13 protein-coding genes and 1 pseudogene are annotated in these 13517 nt (G+C 73.0%); 11 read left to right on the top strand and 3 right to left on the bottom strand.

Going from position 1 to position 13517, the window contains the following annotated elements:
• The first annotated feature begins 27 nt into the window (after positions 1–27).
• The 9 genes and pseudogenes from ACIF9R_RS21040 to ACIF9R_RS21080 all read left to right on the top strand — a co-directional run bounded on the left by ACIF9R_RS21040 (position 28) and on the right by ACIF9R_RS21080 (position 10218).
• Positions 28–876, top strand: a complete 849-nt coding sequence (locus ACIF9R_RS21040) for a Rossmann-like domain-containing protein (protein WP_399982308.1) — start codon at positions 28–30, stop codon at positions 874–876.
• On the top strand, positions 873–1979 hold the full coding sequence (locus tag ACIF9R_RS21045) for a PLP-dependent cysteine synthase family protein (RefSeq protein ID WP_399982150.1): 1107 nt from the start codon (positions 873–875) through the stop codon (positions 1977–1979). Before ACIF9R_RS21040 ends, ACIF9R_RS21045 begins: the two co-directional genes overlap by 4 nt.
• Positions 1976–3034, top strand: coding sequence for a mandelate racemase/muconate lactonizing enzyme family protein (locus tag ACIF9R_RS21050; RefSeq protein ID WP_399982152.1), 1059 nt, complete (start codon positions 1976–1978; stop codon positions 3032–3034). Before ACIF9R_RS21045 ends, ACIF9R_RS21050 begins: the two co-directional genes overlap by 4 nt.
• Complete coding sequence (locus ACIF9R_RS21055; protein WP_399982154.1) at positions 3018–4280, top strand: MFS transporter; 1263 nt, start codon at positions 3018–3020, stop codon at positions 4278–4280. The genes ACIF9R_RS21050 and ACIF9R_RS21055 overlap by 17 nt, the downstream gene beginning before the upstream one ends.
• 14 nt (positions 4281–4294) lie before the next feature.
• Positions 4295–5113 carry a class I SAM-dependent DNA methyltransferase gene (locus tag ACIF9R_RS21060; protein WP_399982157.1) on the top strand — a complete coding sequence of 273 codons (819 nt, stop codon included), beginning with the start codon at positions 4295–4297 and terminating at the stop codon, positions 5111–5113.
• 44 nt (positions 5114–5157) lie between these two features.
• Positions 5158–6756 (top strand): ABC transporter substrate-binding protein, encoded by a 1599-nt coding sequence (locus ACIF9R_RS21065; RefSeq protein ID WP_399982159.1) that lies wholly within the window; start codon positions 5158–5160, stop codon positions 6754–6756.
• Entirely contained in the window at positions 6753–7706 is a 954-nt protein-coding gene (locus ACIF9R_RS21070) for an ABC transporter permease (protein ID WP_399982162.1), read from the top strand. The genes ACIF9R_RS21065 and ACIF9R_RS21070 overlap by 4 nt, the downstream gene beginning before the upstream one ends.
• A gap of 302 nt (positions 7707–8008) precedes the next feature.
• Positions 8009–8413, top strand: a pseudogene (locus ACIF9R_RS21075) (ABC transporter permease subunit); the annotation flags it as partial.
• The gene (locus ACIF9R_RS21080) at positions 8356–10218 is read left to right on the top strand and encodes an ABC transporter ATP-binding protein (protein ID WP_399982310.1); all 1863 of its coding nucleotides are present in this window, start codon (positions 8356–8358) and stop codon (positions 10216–10218) included. The pseudogene ACIF9R_RS21075 and the gene ACIF9R_RS21080, both read left to right, overlap by 58 nt.
• Positions 10219–10236: 18 nt before the next feature.
• Here ACIF9R_RS21080 and ACIF9R_RS21085 read toward each other — a convergent pair whose 3' ends face one another.
• Together ACIF9R_RS21085 and ACIF9R_RS21090 are read right to left on the bottom strand one after the other, a co-directional pair.
• Positions 10237–11031, bottom strand: coding sequence for an SGNH/GDSL hydrolase family protein (locus tag ACIF9R_RS21085; RefSeq protein WP_399982164.1), 795 nt, complete (start codon positions 11029–11031; stop codon positions 10237–10239).
• Positions 11018–11587, bottom strand: coding sequence for a PadR family transcriptional regulator (locus tag ACIF9R_RS21090; RefSeq protein WP_399982166.1), 570 nt, complete (start codon positions 11585–11587; stop codon positions 11018–11020). Before ACIF9R_RS21090 ends, ACIF9R_RS21085 begins: the two co-directional genes overlap by 14 nt.
• Positions 11588–11678: 91 nt before the next feature.
• On the opposite strand from ACIF9R_RS21090, the gene ACIF9R_RS21095 reads away from it, so the two are divergent.
• Both ACIF9R_RS21095 and ACIF9R_RS21100 read left to right on the top strand, forming a co-directional pair.
• Positions 11679–12110 (top strand): nuclear transport factor 2 family protein, encoded by a 432-nt coding sequence (locus ACIF9R_RS21095; RefSeq protein ID WP_399982169.1) that lies wholly within the window; start codon positions 11679–11681, stop codon positions 12108–12110.
• A gap of 52 nt (positions 12111–12162) precedes the next feature.
• Positions 12163–12588: a VOC family protein gene (locus ACIF9R_RS21100; RefSeq protein ID WP_399982172.1), complete on the top strand. Its 426-nt coding sequence runs from the start codon at positions 12163–12165 to the stop codon at positions 12586–12588.
• 83 nt (positions 12589–12671) lie between these two features.
• Here the strand turns inward: ACIF9R_RS21100 and ACIF9R_RS21105 are convergent, their stop codons facing one another.
• Positions 12672–13499 (bottom strand): phosphotransferase enzyme family protein, encoded by an 828-nt coding sequence (locus tag ACIF9R_RS21105; protein WP_399982174.1) that lies wholly within the window; start codon positions 13497–13499, stop codon positions 12672–12674.
• Between the last annotated feature and the right edge of the window lie 18 nt (positions 13500–13517).

Consider the following 13517-nt stretch of genomic DNA (forward strand, 5'->3'; position numbering starts at 1 on the left):
GATCCGGTGGTCTCCCCCGCTGATCCGATGGCCTCCCCCGCCTCCGCGTCCTCCCGCGTGAGGACGTACGACGCGCTGCTGGCGCGGGCCCGCGCGGGCGAGCTCGGCCCGGATCCGGCGGCGCAGCGGATCACCGTGGCCTTCACCACGCGGCAGGCCGTACGGCACGACGGACGCGGCACCGGGTACCGCAACGAGGTCCTGGGCCTGCGCCTGGCCGAGGCCGTCGGGAGCTGCGCGGTCGAACCCGGCGCCCTGTCCGACGGCACGGTCGAGGAATGCGCCGGCGCGAGCGTGGCCCGGCTGCTGCACCATCCCCTCCGGCCGGTCCGCGTGGCCGCGCTCGACGCCTACCTGATGCACGTCACCCCGCACACCCCGGGCAACGGGGCCCGGCCCGTGCCGCTGTCCGCCGGGACCTCGCTGGACAAGTCCCGCGCCCGGGCACGGGCGGTGGCCGGACTGCTCGACCTGCCACCGGGGGCCACGGTCCTCGTGGTCGGCGTGGTCAACTCCCTCCTGGAGGCCCTGCGTGCGCGCGGACTGGACTACGTTCCGTGCGACCTCAAGGGCGGGGTCACCGAGTGGGGCGAGACGATCGTCACCGACGCGCTCACCGAGGCGGACCGGTGCGACGCGCTGCTGGTGTCCGGGATGACGCTGGGCAACGGGACGTTCGAGCCGTTGCGGGAGTACGCGCTGCGCCACGGCAAGCAGTTGGTGATGTTCGCCCAGACCGGCAGCGCCGTGCTGCCGCGCTTCCTCGGCCACGGGGTGAGCGCGGTGTGCGCGGAGCCGTACCCCTTCTTCTGGCTGGACGGCGGTCCGGGCACGCTCCACCGCTACCTCGCCGACCGCCCGGGGGACGCCCGGTGACCGCGACCACCGCGACCACGCCGGCCACGGCCCGCCCTGTCGCCCGTCCGGAGCTGCTCGCCCTGCTCGGCCGTACGCCCGTCGTACGCGTCACCGCCGGCCTGCCGGGACCGCACCCGGGCTTCTGGGCCAAGCTCGAAGGGCTCTCAGCGGGTGGCATGAAGGCACGGCCCGCCGTGTCCATGCTGCTGGGTGCCCGGGAACGGGGCGAACTGCTGCCCGGCGCCCCGGTGGTGGAGTCCACCTCCGGCACCCTCGGCGTCGGTCTCGCCTTCGCCGGCCAGGCCCTCGGCCACCCCGTCGTCCTGGTCGGTGACAGCGAACTGGAGCCCTCCATGCGGCAGTTGCTGCGCGCCCACGGGGTGCGGCTGGAGATCGTCGACCGGCCCGCGCCCCGGGGCGGCTGGCAGGCCGCGCGCCTGGCACGGCTGCGGGAACTGCTGGCCACGCTGCCCGGCGCGTACTGGCCCGACCAGTACAACAACCCCGAGAACAGCGGCGGTTACGCCTCACTGGCGGCCGAACTCGCCGTGCAGCTCGAGCACCTGGACATCCTGGTGTGCAGCGTCGGCACCGGCGGGCACAGTGCCGGGATCATCGGCCCGCTGCGCCGCCACTGGCCCGCACTGCGGCTGATCGGTGTCGACTCCGTCGGCTCCACCATCTTCGGCCAGCCCGCCCGGCCGCGGCTGATGCGCGGCCTGGGCAGCAGCATCCACCCGCGCAACGTCGCCTACGGCGCGTTCGACGAGGTGCACTGGGTCGGCCCGGCCGAAGCGGTGGACAGCTGCCGCCGCCTGGCCCGCGGCAGCTTCGTCACCGGCGGCTGGAGCACGGGCGCCGCCGCCCGCGTCGCCGCCTGGGCGGCCCGTGTCCACCCCGGAGCGGTCGTCGCCACCGTCTTCCCCGACGGCCCGCACCGCTACCTCGGCACCGTCTACGACGACGACTTCACCGCCGCCCACGGGCTCGACCCCGCCACGGCGGCCACCCGGCCCGTGGAGATCCCGTACCCGCGGGCGGCCGAGGCCACCGGCTGGGCGCGGTGCACCCGCGTCACCGATCCGCTGACGGCGGCAGCCCGCCCGGGAGGGAACCCGTGAAGGCCGGCACGCGCACCGTACGGCTCGAACTCTCCGAGCCGCTGCGCATATCCCGCTCGACGATGTCCACGCGCGACGCCGTATGGCTGAGCATCGAACACGAGGGCCTCACCGGTCACGGCGAGGCCGTCAGCAGCGTCTACTACGGTCTCGACGCGAAGACCCTGGAACGGCTCCTGGCCGCCGCCGGTGCGGATCTGGCCCGCTTCCCCGACCCCGAGTGCGCCCTGGAGATGCTGCGCGCCGGCAAGCCGGCCGACGAGACGCCCGCCGCGGTGCGGGCCGCCGTCGAGGCCGCACTGCTCGACCTGGTCGGCAAACGCGCGGGCAGCCCCGTCCACCGGCTGCTCGGCGCCCCGAGGGCTCCGGTGGCCGCCACCGCCCGCACCATCGGCATCACCTCGCTCCTCCACGCGGCGGCAGAGGCGCGCCGTCTCGCGGCAAGGGGCTTCCAGGTCATCAAGCTCAAGGCGGGCTCCCCCGACGCCGAGGAGGACATCGAGCGCGTCCGGGTCGTCCGGGACGCCGCGCCGCACGCCCGGCTGCTCCTCGACCCCAACGGCGCCTGGACCAGGAACCGGGCCGAGGCGCTGCTGCCCCGGTTCGCCGACCTCGGGGTCCATGCCGTCGAACAGCCCCTCGTACCCGGCGATCCCGAGTCGCTGGCCGCCCTGGCCGCACGCTCGCCCCTGCCGGTCATCGCCGACGAGGACGCCGTGGGCCCGGAGGACGTACGCCGCCTCGCCGGACGTGTCCACGGCGTCAACGTCAAGCTCGCCAAGTGCGGTGGCGTGCACGCGGCCCTGCGGATCGCCGAGACCGTCGCCGGCAGCGGCACCGAGCTGATGCTGGGCTGCCTGACCGCCAGCAGCCTCGGTCTCGCACCCGCGGTGCACCTCGCCGACCGCGCCCGCTGGGCCGACCTCGACGGGCACCTGCTGCTCGCCCACGACCCGTGGACCGGAATCGGGGGCGAGGACGGCTTCGTACGGGCGGGCGACCTGCCCGGGCTGGGCGTCGAGCCGCGGGAGGTACGCCGTGACGACATGGCGTGAGATACGCCGCCTTCCGCTCACGGTCCAGCTGCTGCTGGTCAACCAGCTCGGCGTCAACACCGGCTTCTACCTGCTCATCCCCTACCTCGCCACCCACCTCACCGAGAACCTCGGCATGTCGGCCGCTGTCGTCGGCGTCGTCCTCGGTGTCCGCAACCTCAGCCAGCAGGGCCTGTTCATCGTCGGAGGTTCCGCCTCCGACCGGCTCGGCGCACGCGACATCATCATCGCCGGCTGTGCCCTGCGCACCCTCGGCTTCGCGTTGTTCGCACTCGGCGACGAACTGCCCGTGCTGCTCGCCGCCTCCGTCCTCAGCGGCTTCGCCGGGGCGCTGTTCAACCCGGCCGTACGCGCCTACATCGCCCAGGAGGCCGAAGGACACAAGGCCGAGGCGTTCGCCCTGTTCAACGTGTTCGCCGCCACCGGTGCGCTGGCCGGGCCACTGCTGGGCGGCGTTCTGCTCCTCGTCGACTTCCGCACCTCGGCCCTGACCGCCGCCGGGATCTTCGCCGTCCTCACCGTCGCCCAGGCCCTGGTGCTCCCCGCACGGAAGGCGGCACCGAGCGGGGGCACGGTACCGGCGGACCTGAGGGAGGCCCTCGGCAACCGGGCGTTCCTCGCCTTCGCGCTCGCCATGGCCGGAATGTTCACGCTGGAGAGCCAGCTGTACCTGCTGCTGCCCGACGGCGCCCGGCGGGCCGTCGGCTGGGACGGCGCCGCCGGTCTGGTCTTCGTCGTCGGCGCCCTGACCCATCTCGTCCTGCAACTGCGCGTCACCCGCGCCCTGAAGGAGCGGGGGCACCGGGGACGCTGGATCGCCACCGGGCTCGGCCTCATGGCACTGGCCTTCCTGCCGCCGGCCCTGGTGGCCGACGGCTCCGGCGGTCCGGACGGCACGGTGGACGGGGCGCTGCGCGCGCTCCCCGTGCTGGCCGCCGCCCTGCTGCTCTCCCTCGGAGTGATGGTCGCCCAGCCGTTCGTGATGGAGCTGGTCCCAGGTTTCGGCCGCACCGGGCTGACCGGCACCTACTTCGGGATCTTCTACGTCGTCTCGGGCATCGCCGCGGCCGTGGGCAACGCCGTCGTCGGCTGGGCCATGGACACCGGGGACCGGAGCGGCGCCGCGTGGCTGCCGTGGGCGTGCTGCGTCCTGTTCGGGCTCACGTCCGCGCTCGGTGTGGCATGGCTGCGCCGACTGGGGTCACTGCCCACACCGCCGAGGCCCGCCGTACCCGCGACGCCCTGAGGAAGGACGACGACGTGACCTCCACGAGGACCGGGCGTGCCCGCAATCTGCTCACGGACAACCCCGAGCTGTACGAGGCCCGCTTTCCCGACGCCGACCGGCTGGCCGGACGCTGGACGGAGGACTGCCTGCGGCGGCACGGCGCGGGACCGCGCGTGCTGGACATGGGCTGCGGGACCGGGCGCGACGCCGCCCACCTGCACGGCGCCGGCCGCAGGGTGACCGGGGCCGACCTCTCCGGGACGATGCTCGCCCACGCCCGCACCCATCATCCCGGACCCGAGTACGTCAGCGCCGACCTGCGTGGATTCGACCTCGGGCAGGGTGCGTTCGACGCTCTCGTGTGCCTGGACAGCGCTCTGCTGTACTGCCACACCAACGAGCAGCTGGACCGCTTTCTGTCCTCGAGCCGCCGCGCGCTGACGCCGGGCGGTCTGCTCGTCGCGGAGATGCGCAACGGCGCCTATTTCCTCGGCCGTACCGGCCTGCTCGATTCGCCCATTGTCGACGAGTTCACCTGGCAGGGCATCATCCACCGGTCCACCACCACGCTCACGGTGGACCGTACGGAACAGCTCCTGCGCCGCAGGCGCGTATGGATCGCGGGCGACGGCCCGGAGCCCGTCGAGCAGCGTTCCGCGTGGCGGCTGCTGTTCCCGCAGGAACTGCGTCACCTCCTGACCGCGCACGGCTTCGAGGTCCTGGAGCTCCACGACGGGCCCGGTCCGCGCACCGAACCACCGTGGCGCGAAGGTCTTCTCCCCGGCCGCGCGGCGGACGCCGACCGGCTGCACGTGGTGGCCCGCCTGACCGGGCCCGCCGCCACGTCCTGACCCAGCCCGCTCCCTGGCACACCACACCTTTCGGAGACGTACCCATGCACGACACCACGCCCCCTCCCCCGCCCTCCGCGGACCGCTTCGCGAGTCTGCGTCGCCGCGGCTTCCTCGCCGTCACCGCTGCCACCTCGCTGGGCGCGTTGTCCCTCGCCGGCTGCGGCGGTCCCGGCGAGGGCGCGAACGACGACGAGGGTGACGGCGCGCCGAAGCGGGGCGGGCGGCTGCGCGCCGCGTTCGCGGGTGGTGGCGCCGGTGAGACCCTCGACCCGCATCTGTCCAACCTCTTCGCCGACGCGGCCCGTGCCAAGGCCCTCTTCGACAAGCTCGCCGACTACGGTCCCGACCTGTCCGCCCGGCCCCGCCTCGCCCGGACGTGGGAGGCGAACGCGGCCCTGGACCGCTGGCGGGTCACCGTACGGGAGGCGACCTTCCACGACGGCAGGCCGGTCACCGCCGAGGACGTCCTGCACAGTTACCGCCGCATCGCCGACCCGAAGCAGGCGTTCCGCGCCAGGGCGTCCCTGGAGCCCATCGATCTCGACGCGAGCCGTGCCACGGGGCAGCGGGAGGTCGAGTTCGTCCTCAAGCGGCCCACTGCCGAATTCCCCAACGTCCTGGCCGCGTTCGGCGCGTACATCGTGCCCGCGCACACGACCGGGTTCGACCGGCCGGTCGGCTCCGGCCCGTTCCGCTTCGTGTCGTTCGCCCCGGGCCGCTCGGCGCTGTTCCGGCGCAATGACGACTACTGGGACGGGGCCCCGCACCTGGACGAGATCGAGTTCGTCATCGCCAACGAGGAGTCGGCCCGTGTCAACGCCCTCCTCGGCGGCCAGGTCGAGTACGCCCACGAGCTCAATCCGGCCACCGCCCGCGCCCACGAGGGCGGGGGACGGATCGCGATCGTGCGGCTGCGGGGCAGCGCCATGCAGGCGTTCTGCATGAAGACCGACCGGCCGCCCTTCGACGACGAGCGGGTGCGCCAGGCGTTCTTCCTCATCGCCGACCGTCAGGAACTCGTCGAGGCGGCGCTGTCCGGCGCGGGCGAGAGGGGCAACGACCTGTTCGGCAAGGGCTACGAGTACTACGCCGACGGTCTGCCGCAGCGCGAGCAGGATCTCGACAGGGCCCGTGCCCTGCTCAGGCGGGCCGGTGCCGAGGACCTCAGGGTCACCCTCGACACCTCCGCCGTCGCCGCCGGTTTCACCGAGGCGGCCGGTGTCTTCCGCGACCAGGCGAAGAAGGCGGGCGTCACCGTCGACGTGCGGACGGGCAGCAAGGACTCGTACTGGAGCGACATCCTCGACAACGGCACCCTGTGCTGTTACCGGTCCGGCGCCATGCCCATCGAGGCCCACATCTCCCAGCGTCTGCTCTCCGACTCCACCACCAACGCGACCAAGTGGCGGCACCGGGACTTCGACGACCTCTACCGGCAGGCGCAGTCCACCCGCGACAAGAAGGACCGTTCCGCCGTCTACGAGCGCATGCAGCGCCGCCTGTACTCCGAGGGCGGCTTCCTCATCTGGGGCTTCGCCGACTGGATCCTGGGCACCGCGCGCAACGTCAGGGGTGTGGAGACGAACGCGCCCGCCAACACCCTCGACTGGGCACGCTTCGACAAGGTGTGGCTCGCGTGAGCGGACTGCGCTCCTTCGTCGCCCGGCGGCTGCTCCTCGGTGCCCTGCAGATCGTGGCCGTGGTGCTGCTGGTCTTCGGGCTCACCGAGGCACTGCCGGGCGACGCCGCCGTCGCCCTCGCCGGGGACCAGCCCGACCCGGCGCGCATCGACGCCATCCGCGCGGCCATGGAACTGGACCGGCCCGCGTGGGAGCGTCTTGCCGACTGGGCGGCGGGCCTGCTCCACGCCGACTTCGGTACCTCCCTGACCTCCGGGCGCCCGGTCGGCGCGTACCTCGCCGACGGCTTCGGACCCACCCTGCTGCTGGCCACGCTCACCGTGGCGCTGCTCGTGCCGGCCGGGTTCGGACTGGGTGTGCTGGCCGCCCGTCACGAGGGGCGGTTCGTCGACCGGCTGATCAGCTCGGTGACACTCGCCGTGTACGCGGTGCCCGAGTTCGCCCTCGGGGTGCTGCTGGTGACGGTGTTCGCCCTTCGACTGGGCTGGCTGCCTCCGACAGCGGTCGGCTACGGCACCGATCTGCTCGGTCATCCGTCCGCTCTCGTCCTGCCCGTCCTCGTGCTGCTCTCCCGTCCCGTGTGCTCCCTGGTCCGCCTGGTGCGCGCCGGCATGATCGACGCGCTGGCCTCGCCGTACGTGGCACAGGCCCGCCGCTACGGCGTCCCCGGTGTCCGCGTCCGGTACGCGCACGCCCTGCCCAACGCGCTCGCTCCCGCCGCCCAGCAGCTGGCCCGGACGATCGACTGGCTGCTGTGCGGTGTCATCGTGGTGGAGACGCTGTACGTGATCCCGGGACTCGGAACCGTCCTGCTGGGCGCCGTCGCCGAACGTGACGTGCCCGTCGTCCAGGGTCTCGCCGTGGTGTTCGGCGTGCTGACCGTCGTTCTGAATCTTGGCGCGGATGTGGTCACCCACCGGCTCGCGCCACGGGCGAAGGTGGCGGCGTGAGAAGCGCGCGCGGCGGCCGCTTCACGCTCGGGCTCGCGATCGTCGCCGTACCCCTTCTCCTGGCCCTCGTCGGCCCGGTGTTCACGGGCGAACCGGGGCCGAGGGCCACGTCCTTCACGCTCGGCGGGGGCCACTGGCTCGGCACCGACTTCGTCGGCCGCGACGTCTGGCGGCAGGTACTGCACGGCGGCCGCCCGGTCGTGCTGACCGCGCTCGCCGCCACCGCCCTGGCCTACCTCGTGGCGCTGCCCGTCGGGCTGGTCAGCGCGCTCACCCACCGGGGCCGGCTGGAGGAACTGCTGATGCGTCCCCTGGACGTCCTGCTCGCCGTCCCCTCACTGCTGCTGATCCTGCTGGTCGCCACGGTGTTCTCACCCGGCGCCGTCGGGGTCGCCCTGCTGGTCGCGGTCGTCAACGTGCCCGACGCCGCCCGCCTGGTACGCGCCACCGCCACGGAGATCGCCGCACGGCCCGCCGTTGAGGCCTTGCGGATGCAGGGCGAGACGTGGTGGCGCACGGCCGTCGGCCATGTCGGCCGCACCATGCTGCGCACGCTGGCCGCCGACGCCGGGACCCGGCTCACCGGTGTGCTCTACCTGGTCGCCACGGCGGCTTTCCTCGGTGTCGGGGTGGCGCCCGACGCCGCCGACTGGGCGGTCATGGTCGACCGCAACCGCACCGGCCTGTTCATCCAGCCGTGGGCCGTCCTGGTCCCCGCGCTGCTGATCGTCGCCCTGACGACGGGAACGAACCTCCTCTTCGACGCCGCGCTCGACAGGGGCGTGGGACGGGGCGCGGGGCGGGGCGCGCCGGCCCGCACCACCCGGATCAGGGGCACGGGTGGCACCGTACGGAGCAGGGCGGAAAAGGAAGCGCGTCCATGAACGACCGGAACGACACCCCCGAGCGTCCCGTGGCCGAGATCCGCGACCTGCGCGTCGAGGTCGGCGGCAGGGCGATCGTGGACGGGGTCACCCTCAGTGCGCTGCCCGGCAGGGTCACGGCCCTGGTCGGCCCCTCCGGCAGCGGCAAGACCACCACCGGTCTCGCTCTGCTCGGTGAGTACCCGCAGGACGCCCGGGTCAGCGGCGCCGTGGAGCTGGCCGCCGGTGACACGGTCGGCTACATCCCCCAGCACCCGGCGGCCGTGCTCAACCCCGCCCGCCGCGTCTCCGCCCTGCTCACCGACATCGCCCGCGCCCAGGTGCGGCACCTGCCGCGCCGTCGGCGCCGGGCCGCGGCCCGGCAACGCGTGCTGCGCGCCCTCGCCGACGCCCACCTCCCGGAAGCCGCGGCCCTGTCGCGGCGCCACCCGCACCAGTTGTCCGGCGGGCAGCAGCAACGCGTCGTGCTCGCACAGGCCTTGTTGTCCGGTTGCCGCGTCATCGTCGCCGACGAGCCCACGACCGGCCAGGACGCGCTCACCAAGAGCGGCATCGTCGAACGGCTCGCGGCCGTCGCGGCCGGCGGTATCGCCGTCGTGCTGCTCAGCCACGACCTCGACGTCGTCCGGGCACTCGCCGACGACGTGGTGGTCATGCGGGCGGGGCGGGTCGTCGAGTCGGGCCCGGCCGGGCGCGTGTGGCCGGCGCCCCGGCACGCGTGGACCCGGGAACTGCTCGGCATGGAGCCGGAACGCACCGAACCGGGTTGTGCCGAGCCGGGACGTGCCGAGCCGAAGGGCCTGGAACCGGAGGGCCCGGAACCGGACGGTGAGGCCGGTGCCGGGCGGGTCGCCCTGCGGGTCCGCGGCCTCACCGCCCGTCACCGTGAGGGACCCCGTGGCTCGACCGTGGTGCTGCGCGCCCCCGAACTCGACCTGCGCGCCGGGGAGTGCCTGGCCCTCGTCGGCCGCTCCGGCAGCGGCAAGACCACTCTCGCCCGCTGCCTCGCCGGCCTCCATCGGGACCACGCCGGCGAGATCCTCCTCGACGGCACACCGCTGCCTGGCAGCCTGCGCGACCGCAGCCGTGCTCAACTGGCGGCCGTGCAGTACGTCTTCCAGGACGCGCACGCCGCCTTCGACGAGCACCGTCCGGTCCTCCACCAGGTCGCCCGCACCGCGATCCGCCTGCGCGGAGCCGACCCGGCGGCGGCGGAACGGGAAGCCCTGTCCACCCTGTACCGGCTCGGTCTCCCGGAGGACCTGTCCCGGCGGCGCCCCGGCCGGCTCTCCGGCGGCGAACTCCAGCGCGCCGCCCTCACTCGCGCTCTGCTCGCCCGCCCTCGTGTCCTCCTCTGCGACGAGATCACCTCAGGGCTCGACACGATCACCCGCCGGGGCATCCTGGACACCCTCACCACTCTGGTCCGTGACCGCGGCGACCTGTCCCTGGTGTTGATCACCCACGACCTGGACGTCGCCGCCCTGGCCCGTCGCATCGCCGTCCTGGACGCCGGCGAACTCGTCGAACAGGGGCCGGCCCACCGGATCCTGACCACCCCGAGTCACCCCTTCACGGTCTCCCTCGTCGGGGCGGCGGCACGGCCGGCCGTTCGGACGGGCTCCTGACGCGCGGCGGCCGGCCGGTCAGAGGGGACCGCCGTCCGTCCGCACGGGCAGGAGGAGGGGGCGTTTGGCGGTGCGGCCGTCGCCGGAGGACCGTCCCCTCACCCGCCGGACGAGCCACGGTCCCAGAAAGCCCGCGGCCCAGCGGAGTTCGGCGGCGGTCTTCCAGCCGGTGGACACGGGGGCCGGTGGCAGGGCATGCGTCCAGTTCTCGTCGCTCCCGGGCAGCAGCAGGGCATGGGCGAGAGCGGCCGCGATGCGCTCGTGGCCGAGGGAACTGGCATGGAGCCGGTCGGAGCTCCACAGGCGGGAGTCGCTCGCCACGGGGTGGAGGGCCGTCTCGGCGACGGTGACCCCGTGGCACCGGGCGGCCCGGCGGATGCGCTCGTTCAGCGCCGCCACACGGGGAACCAGGGGGCGCGCGAGCGGGCTGATCCGGGCGGGGTCGGGGATGGTGATGGTGGCCACGCGGGCACCCTGGGCGGTGAGCGCGGCGAACATGGTCTCGAGGTGGCCGGCGACCTCGTCGGCGTCGAAGCGCGGTCGCAGCAGATCGTTGACGCCGGCGACCACGGTGGCGAGGTCGGGCCGCAGGGCGAGGGCGGGGGTCAGCTGTTCGGCGTGGATCTGCGCGGCGAGGCGGCCTCGTACGGCCAGGTTGGCGTACTGGAGGGAGGGTTCGTGCCGGGCGAGTCGTTCGGCGAGGCGGTCGGCGAAACCACGCAGGCCGGTGGTGTCGTTGCCGTCACCGAGGCCCTCGGTCTGGCTGTCTCCCAGGGCGACGTAGCGGAGATACGGCGTGTCAGTGCCGGGCATGGACCCGCCGCCTCTCCTCGAGTACGGCGATCGTGCGCGCGCACCAGTCGCGGTTCTCCTGCTCGAAGGCGACACCGCGCAGACAGGTCAGGTACGGGCCGACGCGGTCGCCGTGGCGGAGGAAGTCCTCCTCCGTACGGTCGCCGCGCAGACGGCGCAGCAGTGATCCGAAGAGCGCGATCTTGGCCTGGGCCACGGCGGCGCGTTCGGTGAGCTGGGCGACGAGGGCGGCGGTGTCGACGCGGTCGGCCGCCTGGACCTTGACGAGCAGGTCGTCGCGAATGACAGCCGGCTTGGCGGAGGCGGCCGTGAAGGTCTCCAGCTCGGCGAGACCGGCGTCGGTCACCCGGAACAACCGCTTGTTCGGCCGGCCCTCCTGCGCCACCTCCCGGCCGACGACCAGCTCGTCCTTCTCCAGCCGCGTCAGCTCGGCGTAGAGCTGCTGCGGCCGGGCGTACCAGAAGTTGGCCACACCGACGTCGAACGCCTTGGCCAGTTGGTAGCCGCTGAGCTCTCCGTCGAGCAGCGCCGCCAGTACGGCGTGCCGTAGTGCCATGGAATCCGCTCCTCGCATCCTCTGTCACCCCACCAGGCCCTCATGATAGTCATAAAAATGACTACTCACCTTCATGACCAAGAGGTTGCTTGTGAACACCGCAGACCGTTTCCGCGCAGCCGTCGACAACCGGGATCTCGCGGCCCTGGAAGACCTGTTCACCGACGACATCCGCCTCTACAGCCCCGTCTCCTTCACGCCCTTCGAGGGCAAACGGGCGGTGATGGGACTCTTCGGCGTCCTGCTGCGCACATTCGAGGACTTCCGCTACACCGGCCACCACAGCGGCAGCGCGCAGACCAGCACCGACGGCACCACGGCGCCGTCCGCGGTGCTGCTCTTCCGCGCGCGGGCGGGCGGCAAGGAGATCCACGGCATCGACCTGCTGCACTTCGACGACGACGGCCGGATCATGGAGTTCACCGTCATGGTCCGGCCCCGGTCCGCCGTGCACGCCCTCGGCGAGGCCGTCCTCGCCGGCCTGGTCGCGGACGGACTGGTCCCGGATCCCGAGCGTCCCTGAACGACGCCTCGGGCCGGAGAGGCGCGGCGACATCCCTTGGTAGGGTGCGCCGATGTCAGCGATCAAGCAGGTCCAAGTCACCTTCGACTGCGCGGAACCCGAGCGTCTCGCCCGCTTCTGGTGCGAGGTGCTCGGGTACGTCGTATCACCGCCGACGGGGTTCGCCACGTGGGACGACTTCAACCGCTCCCGGTTTCCCGACGACGAGGGCGCGTGGTGCGCCTGCGGTGATCCCTCGGGTGTGGGCCCGCGGCTGTTCTTCCAGCGCGTTCCCGAGGGGAAGGTCGTCAAGAACCGGCTGCACCTCGACGTGAGAGTCGGTACCGGACTCGTGGGGGAAGAGCGCCTGGCCGCGCTCGAAGCCGAATGCGCGCGGCTGATCCCGCTCGGCGCGGTACGCGTGCGCCTCCTGTACGACGGCACCGATTCCTGCATCGTGATGCAGGACATCGAAGGCAATGAGTTCTGTCTCGACTGAGCACGGCCCGCGCCGGACATCGACCGGTTCCGGCAGCTGTGGACCCACCCACGCGCCTGCGACCGACCGACGGGGGCCCGTGGTCAGCGACCGAGCGCCGACCGGATCCTGCGGAGCCACTCCGTGCCCAGCCGGCGCCCGTCCGGGAACTCGTCGTCCCGGTCCCAGCGCCACGTCGTGATCACCGCCAGTACGAGGAGCCGGCAATCGCTCAGCAGGTCCCGGTCGACACCCGGACAGTGGTCGCCGACCTCCTCGGGCGCATGGGCGAGGTCGAATTCGACGGGTCCCCGGCAACACGTCTCGAAATCGATGAACAGCAGTCCGTGCTTCGTGGTGAGTACGTTGCCCGGGTGCGGCTCGCCGTGCAGCAACTGCTCGGCGGCACCGCGCTCGGCGATCCTGTGTGTCAGGCCGCGCAACGTGTCGCCCAGCAGTTCCCGATCCGCGTCGGCGAGCGCCGGGGTCAGGTCCGGGTTCGCCACGAGCCGTTGCGCCCGCTCGACCCGATCGGTGAATCGCGGCGCCGGGACGTCGAGTTCGCGCATGCCTCGGTGAAGGCGCCGCAGCGCATGGGCGTAGTCGGCGGGTGAGACCTGGCCGGGAACGGGCTCGTAATAGGTCCACAGCGTGACCGTGAAACCGTCACGCTCATGGACGCGTGGCTCGACCCGGGGATCGAGAGCAGCCACGGGACACCCGAATGCGGCCAGCTGCCGGGCCACTTCGACTTCGAACCGTGCGACCTGGTCCGCTACCGGTGCCACCCGGGCCAGGACATCGCACGGCAGCAGACGCAGCGTGAGTTTGTTCGAGTCATGAAGAACGACCGTGTCGTCGACTGTCAGGCCACAGGACGCGGCGATCGACGTGGCCGCCGCCACCGCACGCGAAACCTCGGACTCCCGCATCGTCGACCGGCTCCTCCT

This window comes from Streptomyces sp. NPDC086080 (genome assembly GCF_044540255.1).
Lineage (GTDB): Bacteria > Actinomycetota > Actinomycetes > Streptomycetales > Streptomycetaceae > Streptomyces.

Bases quoted from the DNA above. Each gene is read 5' to 3' on its own strand.
- ACIF9R_RS21090 (WP_399982166.1), bottom strand. From the start codon at position 11,587: ATGGCACTACGGCACGCCGTACTGGCGGCGCTGCTCGACGGAGAGCTC.
- ACIF9R_RS21105 (WP_399982174.1), bottom strand. From the start codon at position 13,499: ATGCGGGAGTCCGAGGTTTCGCGTGCGGTGGCGGCGGCCACGTCGATC.
- ACIF9R_RS21100 (WP_399982172.1), top strand. From the start codon at position 12,163: ATGTCAGCGATCAAGCAGGTCCAAGTCACCTTCGACTGCGCGGAACCC.
- ACIF9R_RS21085 (WP_399982164.1), bottom strand. From the start codon at position 11,031: ATGCCCGGCACTGACACGCCGTATCTCCGCTACGTCGCCCTGGGAGAC.
- ACIF9R_RS21040 (WP_399982308.1), top strand. From the start codon at position 28: ATGGCCTCCCCCGCCTCCGCGTCCTCCCGCGTGAGGACGTACGACGCG.
- ACIF9R_RS21065 (WP_399982159.1), top strand. From the start codon at position 5,158: ATGCACGACACCACGCCCCCTCCCCCGCCCTCCGCGGACCGCTTCGCG.